The following is a 21,918-nucleotide window of genomic DNA, read 5'->3' as shown; positions in this document are numbered from 1 at the left end:
GCTTAATTCGCGCGCCGGATCGGTGTCGGCACGTTGCATATGTCGGCCCCGCCGGCGGGACGGATGAAAAACGCGTCATGACGATTGGCGCGCGCATCCGCATACCGGGCGAAACTGTCGCTATCCGTGGCGAGATATTCGAAATGGGGCTGATCGGGTGGCGGCAGGTCTCTCGCGATGCGGGCGGAGATGATCGGCACCCGCTCTGCCGCCGTCGCATACATGCCGAGCGCCTCGGTACCGCGGGGGAGCGAAGAAAGGTGCTCGATTCCCTCGATCACCCGCCCGACCAGCGCGATATTGCGGTCGAGGTGACGGGGGGCATGGCCGATCACCGCATATAGCTCGGCCCCATTGCCGGTATCGGGCGCGATGTTTCGACCAACGCCAACCATGCCGTAGCAATGCACCGGCCACGCGACTGTCAACGCCGCAGAACCGGGGGCGCCGCGTCGCTCGGCCGCCATCGGCCAGCTCCGCCAGGTGAAGGTGAGAGGCGCATAGGCATCGCGCCCGCTTTCCGCCACGCGCCCCACGAAATCGCGCGAATGCGCTTGCCGCACCATCGCTCCGTCCAGATAGGTTTCGCCGATAGCGGCGGTATAATCCTTGTCCGACATGGTCGCGAGGCCGGGCGGCAACGGCTTCTTTTCAGTCGAATCGCCCCATTGCGCGACATAATTGTCCTGCACGCGGTTCACGCTTGTACCGTCCCACCAATGTGCTTTGGCGAGCTGGCGGATGTTGCCGATCCACCCCTGCGAGATAGGCGACGGCAGTAATTGAACGACCACCCGACGGCGGACGCCGCCGGCGGCGGGGGCGAGCTCCACCACCATGATGTCAGAAGCCGGGATGGCCCGCCATTCCGATGGAGATGCGCGACTGACGACCTCCGCCGGAGCAAGCCCGGGAGCAGCGGCGTTCGAGGTCGCGTTTGCCGGGGCAGCGGGCATGGCGAGCAGCGCGAGGATTTCAGCGATCATGCGCGTGATGCTGCCGTGTGGGCAGGAATGATGCAATCACGAACCCTTGCGTCATGCCGCGAGCCAGCTTAGGGCGTCGCCTCCCAGTGCATGCGGAGCGGTGGCCGAGTGGTCGAAGGCGCTCGCCTGGAAAGTGAGTATACGGCAAAACCGTATCGAGGGTTCGAATCCCTCCCGCTCCGCCAAAAACCATTGATTTTGTTTGATAAAATCCAAGATATATCCCCGGTTCCCACAATCGCTCCCCAATTGCGCTCTCGCTTGAAGCCGGACACCACGGGACAATTCCGCTCGAAAGGCGCTGCCGCACCTCCCTGCCGGAGTGGATGCCATGATGGTTGTTCAAGATGGGATCGCCTTCAGGCGGCGACGCCAAAGTTGTGAACAGGGGCACACACCGTACGCGACAAATCGCAGGCGCAAATCCAGCATTTCTGCGGCCTTCCACACGTGGCAGCCTTCTCCGTCAGATTGACTTGACGTCGTGGGTTTGACGTGAACCCTGTAAAATCAAGGCGCTCCATCAAGTCACATCAAGTTTGCGTCTGTGCCGGGCTTACCGATTGCGAGGATCACCGAGCGCGGGCGCATGACCATGCGGGCCGCGCGAGCGCCTCGAGGCTCGATGCCGGAGCGGACGATGCCGCCCATTCGCGGCGGGCCGCCAGCCGATCAATGGTCACTTTGAGCCGGCGTCGATCAGCTGCTGTGTTTGAAACCCGGACGTTGTCTCGTCGCCACCAGCTCGAGATACGCTATCGTCGACACCGCCATTCGCAGCTGCCCGGCGATAAAAAGGGCAAACCGCGCAGCGGCGTTCCCTCCGAACGTATACGCTGCGCCGGTCTCGTGGCCGGTTAACGTTTGCCTTCACCAAGCGGATGCATGGCGTTCAAGCCGCCGTTAGAATAAGCTGGCGGCGGAACCTTAGAAACGGGGGAGCGGCATCATGAGAAGCGTTCTATGTGCATGTGCAGCGACGTGCTGCATTGGCTGGGCTTCGATATCCTTGGCGCAAATGCCGGTCGGCCTCGGCGACCTTGTGGGCGCGCGCGGGTCGAGCGGCGAGAGCGAGCTGCAACGGCGTGGTTATGAAGATGTCGGTGGTCGGAAAGGCGACGATCGTTCCTATACCTATTGGTGGAACGAGCGGTCGAGGCAATGCGTGACGGTCGCAACCATGGATGGTCGCTTCGCCTCGATTACATCATCGCCCGCGCCCGATTGCGGCAAGCGACAAAGCGCTGGAGAAGATCGGCGTGACAAAGATCGGCGCTCCGGCTCGGCTTATCATCCCGACCTCGGCTATCAGCCAGCGCTACCGCGTACCGGAACGCCGAGCTACGCGACAGCGTCGGACACATACGCGCCCGAACGCGACGCATCCGGGCAGTATGATGGAAGATCACAGGGTCGCCTTGGGCTGGTCTGTTACGGCGGTGGCCAGAGGCCCCGGGCGGCAACCACCTACGGCTACACGTGGGACGATCGACGGGATCGCTACGTATATGGCAATCACACCGAACTGACCGCAGAGCAGTTCGACGCTTCGGTCATGGTACAGGTCTGGCCTGGAGGCGGACGCATCCGTTTGCCCAAGAAGCTCATCCCTCCGCTTAATACGCGGGGAAGCGATGGTTGGTGGGATCTTTATAATGTGTCCATCGGACCGGATATGATCTCAGGCCGCTACCGGCTCAACGGCCTGAACAAGCCGGAATTGACCATCAATCGGCGCTCGGGGCAAATCAGCATTGTCGGAATGGCCAGCTATGCGTTCCGGGGCGAATGCGACCTTGTCGGAGCGAACGACAGCCGACGCTTTTAAGCGCGCGCGGACGGAAAACGCCGTCCAGCCCATCCCCTTACTGCGAATCATTGGTGTGCCATGGACTTCATGAAATGGCTCAACTCGCTCGACGAGCTTCTGTACGAGGTGATGAGCTGGCTGATCTTCTATCCATTGACACTATGGCGCACGCTATCTCGTCCGCTGTCGACGATGAATTATGCCGATCAGCAACTCGCTCTCCCCGATGCGGAGCAATATGCGGATGCGATCAGCCCCCCGCTGTTTCTCGCATTGACGCTCGCGTTGTCGCACGGCTTTGCTGTGGCACTCGGCCAGACGGATGAGATCGAAGCCAGCCACCGTGGCTTGGCTGGTCTCGTATCGGACGACAGCACTGCCCTGGTGTTCAGGTTGATCGTCTTCGCCATCTTTCCGTTGGTCATGTCGGTGCGCCTGGTGCGCGGGCGCAAGCAGCCGTTGAACCGGTCAACCCTGCGTATGCCATTCTACGCGCAATGCTACCCCGCAAGCATATTCGCCCTGGGCCTCAGCATCGGAACCGCCATCGGGACGTCGCACTGGCAGACCTCTCGAACGGCGGGGGCCATAATTACGTCTGCCGCACTGCTCTATTATGTCATGGTCGAAACCAGATGGTTCCGGGCACAACGACCGACTGGACTCGGCTTGGCGCTCTTGTCGGCCATTCTCGGCCTGGTCGAAGGCTTCATATTGCTCGTCGCAATAGGGATCTTGTTCCGCGCCTAGCCATGCGTGCGGCGCCCCGAAAATCTGTGGGGCGTTCGACGCCTGACAAGACGACCATCTGATAGCATCGAAAAGCGTCGACGGGCGTTGTCGTGTCAAATCTGAAGGGTTCGGCAATGCGCGAAGGGCTGGATGTGACACGACGAAACGTATTGGCGAGCGGCGGCGCAGCGGCCGCGTTGGCGGTGGTGCCGGCGGCCGAGGCTGCGCCCGTCACGGCAAAGGCGGTGGCTCCGCCGCGTTTGCCGATCAGCCTGACAGTGAACGGGAAGCGCCACGATTTGACGCTCGATACGCGGACGACCCTGCTCGACGCGCTGCGCGAGCATCTGCATCTGACCGGGACCAAGAAGGGGTGCGACCACGGCCAGTGCGGCGCGTGCACCGTCATCGTCAATGGCGAGCGGATCAACTCCTGCCTTACGCTCGCCGCCATGCATCAGGGCGACAAGGTGACTACGATCGAGGGGCTGGGCACCGCCGACAAGCTGCACCCGATGCAGGCGGCTTTCGTGAAGCACGACGGTTACCAATGCGGCTATTGCACGCCGGGCCAGATCTGTTCTGCGGTCGCGGTGCTGGACGAAATCAGGGCCGGCATCCCAAGCCACGTGCAGGACGATCTGCTTCAAGAACCAGGCTTTACCGCGGTCGAGATGCGCGAGCGGATGAGCGGCAATATCTGCCGCTGCGGAGCCTATTCGAACATCGCCGAAGCCATGGCCGAGATCGTTGGGGACAAGGCATGAGGGCGTTCACCTATACCCGCGCAAAGGATCCGGTCGAAGCGGCACAGATCGTCGCGAGAGAGCCCGGCGCCAAATTCATCGCCGGCGGGACCAATCTGCTCGATCTGATGAAGCTGGAGATCGAGACGCCGTCGGTTCTGGTCGATGTGCAGGATCTCAAGCTCGACACGATCGATGCGACCGATGATGGCGGGTTACGGATCGGCGCGCTGGTCAGCAACACGCGGCTCGCCGCTGACAAGCGCGTGCGTCGCGACTACGCGGTCCTCACCCGCGCGATCGTCGCGGGCGCGTCTGGCCAGTTGCGCAACAAGGCGACGACGGCGGGCAATCTCCTCCAGCGAACGCGCTGCCCCTATTTCTATGATACCAACATGGCCTGCAACAAGCGCAAGCCTGGGTCGGGTTGCGCCGCGATCGGCGGCTATTCGCGCCAGCTCGGCGTGATCGGAACCTCGGACGCATGCATCGCCACCTATCCCGGCGACATGGCGGTGGCGTTACGGGTGCTCGACGCGGGCGTTGAAACGGTGCGTGGCGATGGGCGGCGACGGACCATTCCAATCGCAGACTTCCACCGTTTGTGGGGCGACCATCCCGAACGCGACACTGTGCTTGAGAACGGCGAGTTGATCACCGCGGTCACGCTGCCGAAGCCGCCCGGCGGCGTGCACCTGTATCGCAAGGTACGCGACCGGTCGTCCTATGCGTTCGCGCTCGTGTCGGTCGCGGCCGTCGTGGCCAAGGACGGCTCCGGTCGCTTCGCATTCGGCGGCGTCGCGCCGAAGCCGTGGCGCGTCGAGGCGGCGGAGCAAGAGGCGGCACGCGGCGCCAAGGCGGTAACGGCGCAGGTCTTCGCCGACGCGCGCCCGACCAAGGAGAATGCGTTCAAGCTGACGCTCGCGGAACGCGCGCTCGCCAGCGTCATTGATGAGGCCCGGGAGCAAACGGCATGAAATTCACCGAGCCTGCGGGCGCCAACCCGATCGACCAGCTCAAGCACGTCGGCCGTCCGATCCCGCGCATCGACGGAAAGTTCAAGACGACCGGAACCGCGCGCTACGCCTACGAGCGCCACGATCAGATCGCCGACCCAGCCTACGGCTATATCGTCGGTGCCGCGGTCGCCAAGGGCCGGATCAACGCGATCGATGCGGCAGCGGCTGAGGCGGCGCCGGGGGTTCTTGCGGTCGTGACATACAAGAATGCCGGCAAGCTTGGCAAAGGCGAGATGAACACCGCCAAGCTGCTTGGTGGGCCGGACATCGATCATTATCATCAGGCCGTAGCGGTGGTCGTCGCGGAAACGTTCGAACAGGCGCGTGCGGCAGCCGGGCTTTTGAAAATCGACTATGCTCGCGCGAAGGGCAAATACGATCTCGCTGCCGAACGGGCTAACGCGCCTGTTCCGAAGGACGACGGGCTTGGCGGGCCGGCGCGCACCACAGCGGGGGATTTCGAGGCTGCTTTCGCCAAGGCGCCAGTCACGCTCGACGCGACCTACACGACGCCCGACGAAAGCCACGCGATGATGGAGCCGTTCGCCTCGATGGCCGAGTGGCGTGGCGACAAACTTAAGTTGTGGACATCGAACCAGATGATCGGCTGGGGCGTCGGCGACGTCGCGAAGACGCTCAATCTGCCCAAGGATAAGGTCGAATTGTCGTCTCCCTTCATCGGCGGGGGATTCGGCGGCAAGCTGTTCGTCCGCGCCGACGCGATCATGGCGGCGCTCGGAGCAAAGGCATGCGGGCGGCCGGTGAAGATCGCGATGCAGCGGCCGTTGATGATAAACAACGCTACCCATCGAGCAGCGACAATCCAGCGCGTCCAGATCGGCTGCGAGAAGGACGGAACGATTACCGCGATCGCGCATCAGGGCTGGTCGGGCAACCTACCCGATGGCGGGCCGGAAACCTCGGTCAGCCAGTCGAAGCTGTTCTACGCCGGCGCGAACAGGCTGACCGAATTGCGCCTCGCCGAACTCGATCTGCCGGAGGGCAACTCCATGCGCGCACCGGGCGAGGCGCCGGGGCTGATGGTGCTCGAGATAGCGATGGACGAGATGGCGGAGAAGCTCGGGATCGACCCGATCGCGTTCCGCATCAAGAACGATACGCAGGTCGATCCGGAAAAGCCCGAACGGCCGTTTTCCCAGCGCCATCTTGTCGAATGCCTGAAGACCGGGGCTGATCGCTTCGGCTGGGCCAGGCGCAATGCCAAGCCTGCGCAGGTGCGCGATGGACGTTGGCTGGTCGGGATTGGCGTAGCGGCGGGTATTCGCAACAACCTCTTGCAGAAATCGGCCGCGCGCGTGCGGCTCGACAAGCGCGGCGTCATCACGGTTGAGACCGATATGACCGACATCGGCACCGGCAGCTACACGATCATCGCGCAGACGGCGGCGGAGATGATGGGGGTCGATCTCGATGGCGTCGTGGTTCGGCTGGGCGATTCCGCTAGCCCAACGTCGTGCGGATCGGGCGGGCAGTTCGGTGCGAACAATTCCACCTCGGGCGTTTATGCGGCGTGTGTCAAGCTGCGCGAGCAGGTCGCGCAAAAGCTCGGGTTCAATTCGGCCGACGCCAGCTTCGGCGACGGGAAGGTACACGCCGGCAATCGTTCGGCCAGGCTGAGCGACGCCGCACGCGATGGCGAGCTGGTCGCCGAGGACGCGATCGAATACGGCGACCTCGACAAGAAGTACCAGCAATCGACCTTCGCCGCGCATTTCTGCGAAGCAGGGGTCGATCGCTACACCGGCGAGATCCGCATCAGGCGCATGCTCGCGGTGTGCGACGCGGGGCGCATCCTCAACCCGATCTCTGCCCGCAGCCAGGTGATCGGCGCCATGACGATGGGCGTGGGCGCCGCGCTGATGGAGGAGCTAGCGGTCGACAAAAGATTCGGCTTCTTCGTCAATCACGACCTCGCGAGCTACGAGGTGCCGGTCCATGCCGACATCCCTCACCAGGAGGTGATTTTCCTGGACTACCCTGATGACAAATCGTCGCCGATGAAGGCGAAGGGCGTGGGAGAGCTCGGGCTGTGCGGCGTCGGGGCGGCGATCGCCAATGCAGTTTACAACGCGACTGGCGTGCGGATCAGGGATTATCCGCTAACACTCGACCGCCTCATCGATCGCTTGCCGTCAATGTGACAGCGTCTAGGAATGGCTGTCGCGGCAGCGAAGTGTCTTGTTCCCGCCGTTCACGTTTGTGTCGCGGCGCCCCTCGGACGATCCTTGTCCGCCAGGCGCAGAAGCTCAAGACCGGCGGATGATCGCCCGATACAATTTGGAGTCCTCTAACGAATAATAGAGCCAGATCGCACCATCGACGACCACGACGGAGGCTGCAAATGCGATGTCCTTGGCATTCTGCTGCGATGTCGGCGGTGGCGTTATCAGTGGCTCGATGCAGCGATCGACCACGTTTTCGTATTCCGCGTCGAAAGCGATCCACCCGATTCGCCAATGTGCGTCGCGCGTGGCGCCGTTGTAGAACATCACGGGGGTGTCTTTGTCCGCCGTCAGCAGCGGACCAGTCGACAGATGCCAGCTATCCCAGCTATCAGTGCGCGGCGCGAACGGTTGAGCCTGGTTGTCCCAGGGCCCCGACACGGTTTGACCGATAGCCAGGCCGACAAGCGAGGCTTCGGCATGCGCGTATTCGAAGAACAGACGCCATTTGCCCGCTTTCGTGCGATCGACCGTCGCCTCCTTGATATTGCCCTCGCTGCCGGAGTTCAGCATGGCGACGCCTTGTTTTGACAGCGTCGAGAGCGAGTCCCCGGTTGCGTAGAGCAGTTGGGCATGCGCCCGCGTTCCATCGACCCCGGTGTAATATACCACAAGGCTGCCGTCGGGCATCACCACGGGAGTGGGATCTTCACAGCCGCCGATGTCATCCGGGCCCGGCCCCGGGCTCAGCACCGCTCCACCTTCCACGGCAAAACTAAGGCCATCATCGGACAGCGCATGCCAAATCGTGCCCGTGTCACCGGCGGCACCATGATCATAGTCCGCGCGCGGGACAGCGCGCACGAGCATCGCGAACTTGCCGTCGGGCCTTTGCCAGACATAGGGACTCATCAGATCGCGCTGAGAGACGGCGGGTGGGCCGGCGACTGTGGCTGCATCGATTTGCTCGACGTCGAAATCGATCTTGGTGGGCATCGGCTCTAGGCGCCTTGCGCTACGGTGAGTGACAATGCGCCGTCGATCGTCACCGTGGTGCCGGTGATATAGTCAGCCGCCGGCGACAAGAGATATGAAACGAGCGACGCGACCTCATCGGGCTGTCCGGCGCGTCCCCACGGGATCGCCGCTTCTTTTGCCCTTAATTCCGCTGGATGGCTGAGCGCCGACTGATTCATCGGCGTGAAGATCATGCCAGGCGCGACGCCGTTGACCGCGATACCCTTCGGCGCGAGTTCGAGCGCGAGCGTCGCCGTGAGTTGCGAAAGGCCGCCCTTCGCCGAGTCATAATCGACGCCCCCGGGTCGGGGAGCACGTTCGTGGATCGACGAAATGTTGACGATCCGCCCCTTCAAGTTCGCTGCTTCCAAGCCGCGGACAAAAGCGCGGCAGGTGAGGAATGGACCATACAAGTCCGAACGCATCACACGGTCAAACTGAGCAAGTTCCATGTCGGCGAGGAGAACGCCGCTCATGTTCAAACCGGCGGAGTTGACCAGGAGGGTGGCCGTGCCGAACGCTTTTTCGGTAGTTGCGAAAAGAGCGGTAACAGCCGCTTCGTCGCCGACGTCCGTCTGGACAGCCATGGCGCGGCTGGCATCGCCGATCGATGCGCATATCTGCTGCGCTGCCGCCGCGTCACGAAAGTAGGTGATTACTACGTGCGCGCCAGCATTGCCCAGTGCTTTGGCGCATGCCGCACCGATACCCGATTCGCCGCCGGTTACGATCGCTACGCTACCGTTGAACATGGTCGATCTCCGCTGAGGTTTTGATCGCTTGCCGGGCGACTGTGCGTGGCGAGGCATTTACGGGAGCCACCGAGGATTTCGAGAGTGCCGGAATGATCGCGGATTCGCCATCAAACGAAGAGAGGCTCGTGGAACAATACCCAAGCGAGAAGGTGGACATACTTGCCGTCATGGACATCCCGCAGAGCTATTCCGCCGGACGTGTTGCCCCGCGATGTCAGCCGCCAACCGCGCACTGGTGCATTAGTTCCAAGGGTGGATGAATCCGACCGCGAAGGCGCCACAATATCCGCAATCGAGGATCAGTTGCTCGGGCAAGCTCGTCTGCCTCGTCACATAATGTTGGAGACAGAAAGGGGGCTGCGGCGCCCGCCGGTGCGATCGCTGGCCAGCTCAAATGCATTTTCAAAAGCGGGCGTCATGAGCAATTGACACATACAACTCGGTTCGGCGCGGCAGACGTCTTTCGGAGCCCACACAATCCGGCAAGAGACTGATTTACATCAAGTTTCAATTAAGAGTATCGTATCTTTTTGCGCTTAGGTCGAATGGGTGGACCGTTCGACTAAACCCTCCGTCGCAATTCGCATGGCATTGCCGTCCGCGATGGTGGCGGCCGCGGTTTTAGCGGCCTCGACAATCAGTATCAGCGCCGCCGTCCTGTTCGCGGTGACAGCAATCGGCTTGCTCGCCTGGGCGTGGCGACTGCTGCGCAAAGTCGACAACGCGGCGCAACGCATCGACGCTGTACGCGGCGACGCGTCGTCTTCGGACAGTTTGGAAGACGGCCTCGCAGCGATCGAGCGGAAGATGGCGGCGCTCAATCACCGAATGGCGGCCGCGCACCCGATCAGTGGCCTGCCGGTGCGCGAGGCCTTGCTCGCGCAGATGAACTCCGACCGCACCGGCATGCTCGGCGTGATCGCATTCACCGATTTCGATCGTCTCACGGCGTTCGATCCTGCGCTTGGCGAGCGCATATTCGCTGCCTCGGCGGCGCGGCTACGTAGCATGCTGCCGCCTGACCGGTTTATCGCGCAGATCGATCGTGGCCACGTCGGGCTGTGGTTCGGCGGCGCGGTCGCCGTAGCGACCGCGCAAGCTGAACTAGAAGCGATCGGCTACGCGCTGGGCGAGGCGATCGAAGACAACGGCACTACGATCATTCCCCAGATTGGCATTCGTCAGGCGCGCTTCGATGAGGCCGATGAGATCGAACCCGGCGCGTTGATCGCGCGAACTCTTGCTTTGTTCGCTTTGCCGGCAGGGGCGATACCAAAGCCGGACCAGCCCGCCGTCGACTATGCGGACCTCGCGCGCGATCGCTACGCGCTCGAGCAGGATTTGCGGCAGGCGATATCGCGGCGCGAACTGCGGCTCGAATTCCAGCCACTGATCGATGCTGGCGCGGGTCGCGTGTGCGGGGCCGAGGCGCTGATCCGCTGGAACCATGTCGAACGTGGTGCGGTCCCCCCGGCACGCTTCATCCCGATCGTCGAGGCGATGGGGATGGCCAGCGAAATCGGCATGTGGGCGCTGAACGCCGCAGCGCGTGAGGCGCAGCGATGGGCGACGCATGGGCTCGAACATGTTCGGGTCGCGGTCAACGTATCGGGTCTGCAGCTGGAGCGCGACGATCTGCCAATCCTGGTGCAGCGCACGCTGGAGCGTCATGAGCTCGGCCCGAGCGCGCTCGAGATCGAGCTCACCGAAAGCGTCGCGACCAGCGATGCAGAGCACTGCCGCCAAATCTTCAAGGGGTTGCGCGCGATAGGCGTGAAGCTGGCCGTAGACGATTTCGGCACCGGCTATTCGGGGTTCAGTTCATTACGCACGCTGGCGTTCGACAAGATCAAGATCGACCGCGAGTTTGTCACCGGTGTCGATACGCGCACGGATAGCCAGGCAATCTGCCAGTCGATCATCGCACTTGGCCGAGGGCTTGGCATCCGCGTTCTCGCCGAGGGTGTCGAGCGGCGCGAAGAATATGAGTGGCTGCGCCGCCACGGCTGCCAGCACTTTCAAGGCTATTATTTCGCGCGACCGATGCGAAGCGAGGCGTTCGTTGCCTTCGTCCGCGACAGCGCGCGGCTGACCGAGATGCTGCGGCTCGGCGTGACGCCGAACCAGATCGAAGAGAAGTTGAGGGCATGAGTATGCGTATCGAGATAATAGCAGCGGGATTGAGCGCGCTGCTACTGGCCGGGTGCGGTGGATCGGGCGGCGTGAAGTCCGCGCCGCCGCCGCCGAAGAGCGCGGTCAGCCCCGCGATCGATACCGAGGTAGCGTTCGATTTGCTGATGCAGGGCAAGGAGAGCGCGGCGGCCGGCAAGCTAAAGTCCATCCTGAAACGTGACCCGATGAACCCGGCGGCGGCCATGCTTGCCGGATCGATCAAGGACGATCCCAAAAAGCTGCTAGGCCCGCAGAGCTATCTCTACACCGCCCGCGCCGGCGACACTATGGAAGAGCTCGCGCAGCGTTTCCTTGGTAACCGGCTCAAGGCGTATCAGCTGGTTAGGTATAACGCCCTCAAGGCGCCGGTGACCCTGTCGCCGGGGCAGGTGCTTCGCATTCCCGGCGAACAGCCGCGGCCCGAACCTTTGCGCCATGTGGAGCCTGAGCCTGCTAGGCCAGCCACTGCTGTCGCGACGCCCAGGTCAAAGGTCGCCGTGCCCAAGCCAGCCGCGCCAGCGGCAGGCGCGGGCACCAACCCGACCGCAGCGCGTCAGTTGCGAACGGCAGGCCTTGCCGCGCTCAACCAGGGCCGTGTCGATCGTGCAGTCGGCCTGTTGCGCCGCGCGAAGCAGCTCGACCCCGCCAATCCGCTGATCGCCCGCGACCTGACCCGCGCCGAGCGGATTGCGGCGACCGTGCGGGCACGGAAGTGATGATGGCGCAGGGCATGCTTGGCCGCTACCGCATCGACGGCCGCCTGGGCGAAGGCGCGATGGCTGACGTCTATCGCGCGCATGATCCTGATATTGACCGGACGGTCGCCATCAAGGTGCTCAAGCCCGAATTCGCCTGCGATCCCGAAATCGCCGCCCGCTTCCTGCGAGAGGCGCGCGCGGCGGGAGCGCTCAGCCACGCCAATATCGCGACGATCTACGACGTCGGTGAAGCGCAGGGTGCCGCCTATATCGCAATGGAACTGATCGACGGACAGCCGCTCGACGTGGCGCTGCAACAGCAGGGCCGCATGCCTTACGAACGGGTGCTGGCGATCGGCGCGCAGCTCGCCACCGCGGTTGCGTATGCGCATCGCTGCGGCGTCGTGCATCGTGATATCAAACCATCAAACATCTTGCTGTCGGCGGACGGCAAAACCGCCAAACTTCTCGACTTCGGCGTTGCGCGGGTTGGCGAGGCCGACGCTGCCGCTGCGGACCGCAAGCTTGCGCAGACGCAGGTTGGCCAGCTGGTCGGCACACCGCGTTACATGAGCCCCGAACAGGCGCTCGGCCTGCCAGTCGATCAGCGATCAGACCTGTTTTCGCTCGGCGTGGTGCTCTACGAAATGATCACCGGCAAGGTCGCCTTCCCCGGTACGGCGCTCGCAACCCTTGCGATCCAGATTGCCCAGGAAAAGGTGGAGCCGATCGATCGCAGCGTGGGTGATTGCCCGCCGGGGCTGCGCTTCATCATCGACAAGCTGCTCGCCAAGAAAGCGGAGCAGCGCTTTGCCGACGGCGATGCGCTCGCCGCCGCGCTGGCGCGAGAAATCGCCGCGCACAGCGAGGCGCCGGCGGGTAAGCGGGGATTGCCCCTGCGGATGAAGCTTCCCCTGGCGCTCGCCACCGTTACTGCGGCGGCACTCGCTATCTGCGTGACCACGACACTTGGCCGCGAGCGCCAGACACTCGAACATCTGGCGATAGTGGCGGGCAAATCGACGGCGACGTTCGTCACGAACAATGCGGCGGTCTTGGCGGCGGAGAATGCCGGCCTGCCCACCAACCAGCAGGATTGGTCGGCGCTCCAGGCGTTCGCGGTATCAGCCAGCAAGGACCCGGCGATCCGTGATCTTGTCGTCGTCGACATGGGCGGGATTGTCCGCGCTGCCGGAGATGCCAGCCTGATCGGCAAGCGCTATGCACAGCCGGTCGGTGAGCCGCTGATGGAACCTGTCGATGGCACGCAGGTGGCGTCTGCCGCCGATCGCGGCCGCGGCGCGGGTATCCGCTTCCTGCAACCGATCCGATACGCCGGTGCCGATTTCGGGCGGGTCGATCTGGTCGTGAAGCGCGCCTCGCTTGACGCGGCGCTTTCAAGCACGCTGACCTCGCTGGTCATTCTGTCAGCGGTGGTGATGCTCGTCGTGCTGCTGATCGGCTATCTCAGCGGCGCAATGGTCGCGCGGCCGCTCGCGCGGTTGCGCAAGGCGCTTGATGCGGCGCCCGAGGCCGGGTTCGCAATGCGAATCTCGCATCATCGGTCTGACGAGCTCGGCGCCGCATTCGATTCGTTCAATCGCGCGGCGGCGGCGGTCGAACCACTGCTTGCCAACGGTCAGACCGACGACAAGGACGCACAGGTTCGAGCGACGGTGATCTCGTCGCGCTTGGCCGCCTGACCGGAGTGAAGCCTGTGTTCATGCTCCAACTCTTCGATACGGCGAACGAGGTCCAGCCGATTGACGCGCGCCTGATCCGCGACGGCCTGATGCGGATCGGTCGCGACAGCGCCGCGGACTGGTCGATCGCCGACCCCGATTGTGAACTGTCACGCGCGCATTGCGAGTTAACGGTCGCTGACGGCGCGCTGACGTTGCGTGCGCTGGGCGCCAACGGTGTGTTCGATGACGCGACGGGCACGCGCTTCCCCGACGCGGTCGAAGTGGCGATGCCAATTCCATCGACGCTGCGGTTCGGCCGGTTTCGCCTGAAGGCAAGCCGCGCGCCGCACGGCGACGAGCCGGTCGACGCTGCGCGCACGATGGTTATGACGCCACCGCTCGGGAATTCGACCGCGGTGCCTGACGATTGGAGCGACGCGTGCGTTATCCTGCCGAGCGGCACAGGCTCGCTGCTGGAGGCGTTCTGCGAGGGAGCCGGGCTGGATGCGTCGTTGCTTTCGAGCGAGGATCCAACCGAAATCATGCGTCGCGCCGGGGCCGTCTATCGCCAGATGGTGCTTGGAATAGGCGATCTGATGGCCGAGCGCGATCGGGCTCGCGGGCAATACAAATTGTCACGCACGACGATTGGCGGGGCGAACAACAACCCGTTCAAATGGGCGCCGACGCAGCGACTTGCGATCGATCTTCTTCTCGCCGGATCGGGCAGCTTCCTGTCAGGGCCGGCGGCGTTGCAGGCTTCGTTCCGTGACATCAAACGCCACTTGATCGCGACCTTCGCGGGGCTGCACGGGAGTCTCCGCGCCGCGATCGGCAGCTTCGATCCAAAGTCGCTCGATGCCGCGGTCGAGCCGCGGGTGTCGCTGCTCAAAAGCCGCGTCTCATTGCAGGCCGAGGAGGTCGCTGCCCGCCACGCTGACCTGGCGAAGCAACTGGCCGATGGCGAGGGGGGATCGCTCGACCGCGCCTTCGTTGCCGCATATGACGCGGCCGAAGCGCGGGCCGGTGCGAGTGGCGTGCGATGACCATGATGTCGTTCGGCCGCTTCGCCACTGCTTCGAACCTCGCGACGGTCCATTCGGTTGCGCGCACCCATGTCGGGCTTGTGCGCGTCATCAACGAGGATCGCGTGTTCGACTGCCCCGAGCGCCGCGTCTGGGCGGTCGCCGACGGTATGGGCGGGCACGCCGGCGGCGATCTTGCCGCGCAAGCGGTGATTGATCGGCTCCGCATCCTGACCTCGGATGAGCGTGTCGTCCGCTTTGCCGACATGCTCGTGGCGCTCGGCCAAGCGAATGGCGACATTCGTGCGCGCAACGAGCGGTTCGCCGCCGCCGCCGGTACGACAGTGGTAGCTGCGATGATCGACGGTAGCACAGGCCATATCGCCTGGGCCGGGGACAGCCGCGCCTATCGCTTGCGGGACGGTGCCCTTGATCTGCTGACCCACGATCACAGCGTCGTGCAGGAACTGGTCGATGCCGGGCTGCTGACGCCGGATCGCGTCGAGCGCCATCCCCAATCGCATGTCGTAACGCGCGCGCTCGGTGTCGAGGATGATCCGCGCCTTCAGACGACGAGTGTCCACCTGCTGCCCGGCGATCGGTTGCTGCTGTGTTCGGATGGTCTGTCACGCTCGCTGGCCACCGGGGACGCCGATCGCGATGCCCTCGACCAGCTGGCAGATCGGCTGCTCGCCAATGCGTTGGGGCGTGACGGCAGCGACAATGTGTCGTTGATATTGATCGACTACGACAACTCTTAGGCCGCAACGCTCAATCGGGGCAGGCGGGGCATTGGCCCCCGGAGGATAGGCCATCATGCGATGTCTTCGCGCCCCCGGCCTTTCGATAATCCGCCACGCCTCGATTTAGATCGAAACCGGCGCGGGACCGCCATGATGCGACGCTGCCGGATCTCGCAGCGTTTTGCGAGGCGGAACCTTTTTCCACGCCCACGCAAGAAGCGAAACGGAAATGCACCCCGCTGCGAGCGCCATCCACCCCGCTGGCAGGTCGGTCAGGACGATAACCCAACCATTCCACCACGAGATATTCGGCACGACCTCGAAACCAATCATCTGAGCGGCTGTTGCCGCGGCGGCCAATCCAAATCCGATGCGCGCATCCTTCATCCGGGTTGCGAGCAAAACCGCGAGAACCAGCGTGAAGCCCTCAGCAAGATGAAACGAGAGCCTGAACCCGCCCAACCCCGCCCAGCCATCACGCGGAAATCCCGGTATAGCGGGCAGTAGTCGACCAGTGATCGGTGGAAGAACCAGTAGCGCCGTGGCGAGCATCGCTGACGAATGCGCCATGACCCTGCGCCGGCTCAGAAAAGCGTAGACGACCATGGCGACCACGGACGGACCCGCGATCATGTCGGCGGCCACGAGACGAGCCCCGAATTCGGCATGAAAAGGATCAGCTTGCAAACGCCAAAGCATTGCCATGCCTTGAAGCGCCAAAGGCCCGGCTGCGGCAAACAATGGCAGGACGACAAACGTAGCGAGACCGGCGGTGCGGTGCCAAGCCAGTTTACTGCGGTGCACTGACCACGACTGCACCGACAGAAGCGCCAACCATATCGCGGAGGTAATGCCATGTGCATGGAGCGCGAACGGCGCGCTGCGAAGCTGTCCCAGGTAGCCGGGCCAAAATGCCACGGCGATCAGCGGAAAGAGCGCTATTATCCACCAGTGCGCATGTCGGTATGGCATCAGCTTCCCCCAAAGCTTCGATTTAAGTTAGACGCTTTTGCCGCTCGATGACAGCAGATTTGCCGTGCCGCGAACCTGGTGACTATTTCCCGAAAATAAGTCGAAGCTACTTAGTGCGATCTATCGACAAAAAATATCGCCCGCGCCCCTGTCGCTGGTAGAAATCGCTCGAATGAGCAGTATCCCGGAAGGCAGCACTGGGCTTCACCGCCGCTAGTTCGGCGATATTCGAACTATCAGTTGGGGCTTAATTTTCGATTCGCAGGAATCGGGCCGCATTATCATGTAAAATAAGCCGTTTCTGGCGCTTACTAAGAAACGGCGCGCGCTTGATCCGTTCAATCGCCACTGCGATCGCATCGGGCCAGACCATGTTGTCTGAGCCAAACATGATTCGCTCTTCCATGCCCGCGTCGATCAGGCGCTTGAGATAGGAATAGAACGATTTTTCGGTATGAGCGTAGTCTATTATTGCCACGTCAACATATAGCTGTGGGTGTGCGTACATCATCGCGATCATCGCGTCGCCCAGCGGCCAGCCCGCATGCATCGCATAAACGCGCAGTCGGGGATGACGGATAAGCACGCTCTCCAAGCGCATCGGATCGCCGACGCTCACGCGGTAACCAGGCGTCGCAAAATACGTCGTGCCTGGAGGACCGGGACCGAGATGAATGCCGACTGGAATGTCGAGTTCCTCGGCCAGCGCGAAATAGGGTTCGAGCCGGGGGTCATCCGGGGCGATACCCGCATATTGGGTGGTGATCTCGCTGAGCGCCCTTAGCTTGCCTTCCTTATGAAGTTCCCGGAGCGAGGCGATACTGGGGAAATTGCCATCGCTGCCGAACCCCGCCGCCGGAAGAATGCGGTCTGGCGCGTGGGCGCGAAAATCTTCGACCGTGTCTGAAGCCCCGCCAGCCAGAGCGAGCATGTTGTAGCGCTTCAAAACGGCCAGATCGCGATCGCGCAGATCAGCAGCGCCAGTCGGTGCCGTTAGGATGTTCGGACAGGTTGGATTGATCGTGAACCAATCGAGATATTCATCAATCGGCTTTGCGGGGTCGCGTGGCGCCCAGGTGCTGTATGGAGCGCAAACCTTGCCGCCCGCTGGCCCTTCCGCGTCGGGAAGATCAGCGTGGAAATGCATATCGATAATGTCGAACTGCGGACGCGCGAACGCAACGGACGGGATAAGCAGGCTGGCGACGGCCAATGCATGACGGATCCGCAATTCAGCCCCCTTCAGTATTTGCTGGAGCTTCATGCAAATCTGAGTGGTTGGCAAGCGGTGACGCCGGCGTAGCGGCCATTTCGAAAGTGTGGGATCACGTCTGCAACTGAGCTTCGGCCATCAGTATGGCGGGTCGCGAAGCGCCCGCTGGTTGCGCGCCGCTTCGGTCCACCACGCAAGATCGTCGGCGAAGCGTGAAAAGGCGCGGACCAGCGCCGTACCTCCCTCGCCGGATGGCTCGCCGGCGTGATCGAAGGCATGGCCGATGCCGCCGACAGCGATCGTGCTGGATACGACGACCATTCCCATCTCCGACAATGATCCGTGCCACTGCAAGGCCGATCGTGCGCCGGCGAAGCGACCTGCCGAATAGCTGACAATCGCGGCCGGCCGCCAAAACCATTCCTCGAGAAAATGGTCGGTCAGGTTCTTGAGGCCTGGCTGGATTCCCCAATTGTATTCGCCGGTTACGAAGACGAAGGCGTCGGCGCTGCGTATCTTCAAGGCAAGCTCCTCCAGCCTCGGCGGCGCTTCGCCCGCCTCATGCTCCTTGTACATGCGGTCCAGCATCGGCAGGTCGACCGCCTTGGCGTCGATCAGTTCGGCATCGGCGCCGCGCTTGCGCAAGGCACCGACCAGCCACTCCGCCAAACGTATGCCCTGACGATCGGAGCGGTAAGAACCATATAACACGAGAATGCGGTCAGCCACGGGCATCTCCTTGAACAGACTTGAGGCATGGGAGCCGGAGCCCCTTGTCGCACGGCAATGGCGATGGCGGTCACCATAATTATGGCCCCGTCTGTCAGTCCATCTGACCGCGAAGGAACGCGATCAGCCTCGGATCGCTTCCGGTGCGTTCAAGGACCGGCAGGATGATCCGCCACCCGTTGTCGCTGTTGGTCAGGATGACGATCCCATCACCGCTCGGACGATCGATCGCAGCAAATGTGAAGGCCCCGGCATCCTTGCCGGTGTGAAGCATCGTCGTCCCCGCGGGAAAGCCGAGGAGCTGCCAACCCAGGCCGAAACCTGTCCAGGGTGGACAAGTCGTTGCTTTCGTTCCGGTGCATATGTTCGCCTTCAGGTCGGCCTGTAATTTGCTGCGCTCCGCCGCGACCGACGCGACCAGGGCCCGGTCATTGCGCGCCTCGATAAGGAATCGCGCATAGTCGCGCGCCGTCGCGTGAGCCAGATCGGCAGCATTGTATCGCGTCACTCGATCGACCCGCAGCGGCTTGCCCGCTGCGTCATATGGCGTGGCGATCGGCGTCGTCCTGCCTTGCGCCGACACATAGCCCGAAGCGCGCATGTGGGCCGGGGCGAATAGCCAGCGCGCGGCCAGCGCCTCGAACGGCTGCCCGGTGCGACGCTCGGCGTAGCGCGCTGCATATTGATATCCCTCGCCCGAATAGCCGGTGGCCGTGCCGGGATCATGATCGAAGGCCAGTCCTTTCACGTCGCGCCAGTTCGGCAACCCGCTGCGATGGCTCAGCGCCATGCGGACTGTGAGCTTCATCCGCCGGGGATCGCGCGACAGATCGGGGTCGCTCCAGTAGCGATCCATCGGCTCGTCGAGCGACAGCTTGCCGGCCGATACCAGTCGCAGGATGACTTCGGCCGTGAGCGGCTTCGTCAGTGAGGCGAGATTGTAGGGCGTCGAGACGGTCGCCGCGCGGTTTGGCCCCGCGATGCCCCATGCCCCGGTCCAGACGATCCGTCCGTTGCGGATCAGGGCGATCGACGCACTCTCCACATGCTGTTCGCGAAGGATGACGGTCATATCGGGCAGCGCGTTGTTCGTTTTGGCGTCCGCCATGGAGGCGCAAGCCACCAGCGCGGCCAAACCGCTGCGACCTAGCCGTCTCACCACACTCACTGTATTACTCATGTGCAACAGCTAGCGACATCGAAGTATGGCCGCAACCCGGATCGTATTCTTCATCCGGCTATCGCCGTTGCGATTTCCGCAACCAGGCCGGGCGCTAAACCCTGTTACTGTCGTTCGCCGCCTGCCTGAATGCAGGGCGGCTCAAGGGCGCAGGTCATAAGTCGCTAGATGCGCGCATCTTTGGTGCAGACCTCCGACATCTTCAACGCTCGCCTACGGCTCATTGATCGTTGGCGGCGAGCTTAGAAGTCGGCAGTTTCTCCTGGCTTCAAGGCGATAAATCGCTTCGGAGCAATTCCTCGCGCGGCGAGACCCTTCGCAAGTTGCTCCACCGGATCCTCCCGCAGTTCGTCGGTGAGCTTGAACACGCCCCAGTGCATCGCCACCGCGGCGCCGGCTTCCAGATCCTGCATGATCCGGATCGCCTCGGCCGGATCGACGTGCTGCGCTGACATGAACCAGCGCGGATCGTATGCGCCAATCGGCAGCAGGGCCACGTCCGGCGATCCGTAGCGTTCGCGCATCGCACGGAAGATGGCACCGGTTCCGTATCCAGTGTCGCCGGCGAAATAGATCAGCCGACCTGCAGCTTCGAGCATGAATCCGCCCCACAGCGTCATCCTGCGATCACGGACGCCGCGTGACGACCAGTGGACGGCGGGCACGACGTGCGTTCTCGCGCCAGCCGCGACAGCGATGACGTCACCCCAATCACCCGCCTCGACCCGCGCGCCCCGGACGTGCTTGCGGATGATGGTATCGTTGCCGAGCGGGGTGATGATCAGCGGCCGATGATCGGCTTGCAGTCGTTTCAGTGTCGCGACATCGAGATGGTCATAGTGGTTGTGCGACAGCAGCACCGCATCGATGGGCGGCAGGTCGGCGAAGGCAACGCCCGGCGCGGCGACCCGTTTCGGCCCGGCGAAGGACAAGGGGCTTGCTCGGTCCGACCAGACCGGATCGGTCAGAAGGTTAAGCCCGGCGACCTGCACCAGAAGCGTGGCGTGCCCGACCATGGTGATGCGCAACCCGTCAACACGTTGGGCAGGTTTCGCCTGCTCGACGGCAACGAACGAGGGCCACGCCGTGCGAGGTGCCTCTCGCCTCCAGCGGAGAATGTCGGCCAGCCCGCGATCGGTATCCGGCTCACCGGGATTGTGGAAGCGCACCCCGTCGAAATGGTCGGTGACGACGCCTTGATAATATGGGTTCTTGATCGACATTGCTCCAGTTTGGGCTCAGCGATACCAATCCAGAATAATCATCGGCGGAATATTAGCCGTATCAAATTTTTTAGTGGTAAAGGCGCGTGCCGAGGTGATCGGCGCGCCCGCGACCCGGCGGCGGCGACACAATCTAACTGCGCAGCCTCAATAACTCCGAGTGGGGTTTGCTCGCGATTTAAGTGGCGGCCCTCAAAAATGGGATACCATCCACCAGAGACGGTTTCGGATTAGATTGACAGCACCACCGGGGCGCATCGAACCACATCGCGCCGACAACACCGGTCCGAGCCGCGCCCACCAGACCCACTCGTCTGACAGAGCCGATCAGGCGAAGACGACACGCGTCCGCCGGCGACGGCGCAACGCCGCGCCAGTCAGGCCGAACCCGGCGATCATCATCGCCCAGGTCGCCGGTTCCGGCACTGCGGCGACGAAGGGGCGTGCGGTGACCTTGCCACTGGTGGTGCTCGCCGATGAGAAGCGTGAAAAACCACCGTCGTAATACACAGCCGTGCGCAGCGCCCCCGAACGCAGGCCGCTCAGGTTCGTATGTCCGTCGCTTGTCGTTCGGGTCCCGTCGATCCGAAGCAGCAGGCTGGAACCGGGGACGTTCACGAGATCCTCGACGCTTGTTGGCGCGTTGCTGAAGCTAAAACCGACGTCGAATGTGCTGGCACCACGGGTGGGGCCATAGTTATAGATCGTGGCCCCGTGCATCGCCGTGCCATCGATCGTCACGGCGACGTCGTTGACCGCGTATCTCACCGTATCGTCGACGGTGAACGAGCCACTCACGTTCCAACCGTTGCTCAGCGTGTCGGTGAAGGAATAGAGCGTCACTGCTGCTTCTGCCGGTGTGACGGCGAGGGTGGCACCGACGAGCGCGCCAGCGGCGAGAAGCGTGGATCGAATGGTCATGCGTGTCCCCTTGAAATCCCTGTGGCCCGGTGTCGCCCCGCGATCCCTTGCCGATGACGGGCAGATACCGGAATCGTGGCCGGCGCGGGCGATTTAGGTGACGGAAATG

The 21,918-nt window shown here is 63.1% G+C and carries 19 protein-coding genes and 1 tRNA gene; 11 read left to right on the top strand and 9 right to left on the bottom strand.

Features of this window, described 5'->3' with window-relative positions:
* Positions 1–2 precede the first annotated feature (2 nt).
* A complete protein-coding gene (locus ACM61V_RS00630) occupies positions 3–986 on the bottom strand; it encodes a peptidylprolyl isomerase (RefSeq protein WP_137785174.1) in 984 nt (327 codons plus the stop codon).
* Between the two features lie 94 nt (positions 987–1,080).
* Here ACM61V_RS00630 and ACM61V_RS00625 point away from each other — a divergent pair.
* The 6 genes from ACM61V_RS00625 to paoC all read left to right on the top strand — a co-directional run bounded on the left by ACM61V_RS00625 (position 1,081) and on the right by paoC (position 7,455).
* A tRNA-Ser gene (locus ACM61V_RS00625) sits at positions 1,081–1,171 on the top strand.
* A gap of 833 nt (positions 1,172–2,004) precedes the next feature.
* Positions 2,005–2,814: a hypothetical protein gene (locus ACM61V_RS00620; protein ID WP_249341357.1), complete on the top strand. Its 810-nt coding sequence runs from the start codon at positions 2,005–2,007 to the stop codon at positions 2,812–2,814.
* A gap of 69 nt (positions 2,815–2,883) precedes the next feature.
* Positions 2,884–3,546 (top strand): hypothetical protein, encoded by a 663-nt coding sequence (locus ACM61V_RS00615; protein ID WP_137785112.1) that lies wholly within the window; start codon positions 2,884–2,886, stop codon positions 3,544–3,546.
* A 116-nt stretch (positions 3,547–3,662) separates the two neighbouring features.
* Positions 3,663–4,295 carry an aldehyde dehydrogenase iron-sulfur subunit PaoA gene (gene paoA, locus ACM61V_RS00610; protein WP_137785535.1) on the top strand — a complete coding sequence of 211 codons (633 nt, stop codon included), beginning with the start codon at positions 3,663–3,665 and terminating at the stop codon, positions 4,293–4,295.
* Positions 4,292–5,251 carry an FAD binding domain-containing protein gene (locus tag ACM61V_RS00605; protein WP_137785111.1) on the top strand — a complete coding sequence of 320 codons (960 nt, stop codon included), beginning with the start codon at positions 4,292–4,294 and terminating at the stop codon, positions 5,249–5,251. Before paoA ends, ACM61V_RS00605 begins: the two co-directional genes overlap by 4 nt.
* The gene (gene paoC, locus ACM61V_RS00600; RefSeq protein WP_137785110.1) at positions 5,248–7,455 is read left to right on the top strand and encodes an aldehyde oxidoreductase molybdenum-binding subunit PaoC; all 2,208 of its coding nucleotides are present in this window, start codon (positions 5,248–5,250) and stop codon (positions 7,453–7,455) included. Before ACM61V_RS00605 ends, paoC begins: the two co-directional genes overlap by 4 nt.
* Positions 7,456–7,560: 105 nt before the next feature.
* Here the strand turns inward: paoC and ACM61V_RS00595 are convergent, their stop codons facing one another.
* Together ACM61V_RS00595 and ACM61V_RS00590 are read right to left on the bottom strand one after the other, a co-directional pair.
* Positions 7,561–8,472, bottom strand: a complete 912-nt coding sequence (locus ACM61V_RS00595; protein WP_137785109.1) for a glycosidase — start codon at positions 8,470–8,472, stop codon at positions 7,561–7,563.
* Positions 8,473–8,477: 5 nt separating this feature from the next.
* A complete protein-coding gene (locus ACM61V_RS00590; RefSeq protein ID WP_419713739.1) occupies positions 8,478–9,245 on the bottom strand; it encodes an SDR family NAD(P)-dependent oxidoreductase in 768 nt (255 codons plus the stop codon).
* Between the two features lie 588 nt (positions 9,246–9,833).
* Here ACM61V_RS00590 and ACM61V_RS00585 point away from each other — a divergent pair.
* Genes ACM61V_RS00585 through ACM61V_RS00565 form a run of 5 tightly spaced genes read left to right on the top strand, consistent with a single transcriptional unit; the run spans position 9,834 to position 15,589 of the window.
* Positions 9,834–11,399, top strand: coding sequence for a putative bifunctional diguanylate cyclase/phosphodiesterase (locus tag ACM61V_RS00585; protein ID WP_137785107.1), 1,566 nt, complete (start codon positions 9,834–9,836; stop codon positions 11,397–11,399).
* Positions 11,396–12,136 carry a LysM peptidoglycan-binding domain-containing protein gene (locus ACM61V_RS00580; protein WP_137785106.1) on the top strand — a complete coding sequence of 247 codons (741 nt, stop codon included), beginning with the start codon at positions 11,396–11,398 and terminating at the stop codon, positions 12,134–12,136. The genes ACM61V_RS00585 and ACM61V_RS00580 overlap by 4 nt, the downstream gene beginning before the upstream one ends.
* A gap of 2 nt (positions 12,137–12,138) precedes the next feature.
* Positions 12,139–13,821, top strand: coding sequence for a serine/threonine-protein kinase (locus ACM61V_RS00575; RefSeq protein ID WP_249341355.1), 1,683 nt, complete (start codon positions 12,139–12,141; stop codon positions 13,819–13,821).
* Between the two features lie 20 nt (positions 13,822–13,841).
* Entirely contained in the window at positions 13,842–14,849 is a 1,008-nt protein-coding gene (locus tag ACM61V_RS00570; protein WP_249341353.1) for a type VI secretion system-associated FHA domain protein, read from the top strand.
* A complete protein-coding gene (locus ACM61V_RS00565; protein WP_249341351.1) occupies positions 14,846–15,589 on the top strand; it encodes a PP2C family protein-serine/threonine phosphatase in 744 nt (247 codons plus the stop codon). Before ACM61V_RS00570 ends, ACM61V_RS00565 begins: the two co-directional genes overlap by 4 nt.
* A 105-nt stretch (positions 15,590–15,694) precedes the next feature.
* On the opposite strand, the gene ACM61V_RS00560 is transcribed toward ACM61V_RS00565, so the two are convergent.
* From ACM61V_RS00560 to ACM61V_RS00535, 6 genes are all read right to left on the bottom strand, one after another.
* Positions 15,695–16,405 carry a hypothetical protein gene (locus ACM61V_RS00560; protein WP_419713738.1) on the bottom strand — a complete coding sequence of 237 codons (711 nt, stop codon included), beginning with the start codon at positions 16,403–16,405 and terminating at the stop codon, positions 15,695–15,697.
* Positions 16,406–16,790: 385 nt separating this feature from the next.
* Positions 16,791–17,807: an amidohydrolase family protein gene (locus ACM61V_RS00555; protein WP_137785103.1), complete on the bottom strand. Its 1,017-nt coding sequence runs from the start codon at positions 17,805–17,807 to the stop codon at positions 16,791–16,793.
* 87 nt (positions 17,808–17,894) lie between these two features.
* Positions 17,895–18,485 (bottom strand): NADPH-dependent FMN reductase, encoded by a 591-nt coding sequence (locus ACM61V_RS00550; protein ID WP_137785102.1) that lies wholly within the window; start codon positions 18,483–18,485, stop codon positions 17,895–17,897.
* Positions 18,486–18,579: 94 nt separating this feature from the next.
* Positions 18,580–19,593, bottom strand: coding sequence for a serine hydrolase domain-containing protein (locus ACM61V_RS00545; protein WP_249341350.1), 1,014 nt, complete (start codon positions 19,591–19,593; stop codon positions 18,580–18,582).
* A 314-nt stretch (positions 19,594–19,907) separates the two neighbouring features.
* Entirely contained in the window at positions 19,908–20,888 is a 981-nt protein-coding gene (locus tag ACM61V_RS00540) for an MBL fold metallo-hydrolase (RefSeq protein ID WP_212742148.1), read from the bottom strand.
* 327 nt (positions 20,889–21,215) lie between these two features.
* On the bottom strand, positions 21,216–21,809 hold the full coding sequence (locus ACM61V_RS00535; protein WP_249341349.1) for a PEPxxWA-CTERM sorting domain-containing protein: 594 nt from the start codon (positions 21,807–21,809) through the stop codon (positions 21,216–21,218).
* Between the last annotated feature and the right edge of the window lie 109 nt (positions 21,810–21,918).

Source organism: Sphingomonas sp. TX0543 (genome assembly GCF_048565505.1).
Lineage (GTDB): Bacteria > Pseudomonadota > Alphaproteobacteria > Sphingomonadales > Sphingomonadaceae > Sphingomonas.
The sequence above is the reverse complement of the archived record's forward strand: the minus strand, read 5'-3'. Positions and strand labels throughout refer to the sequence as shown.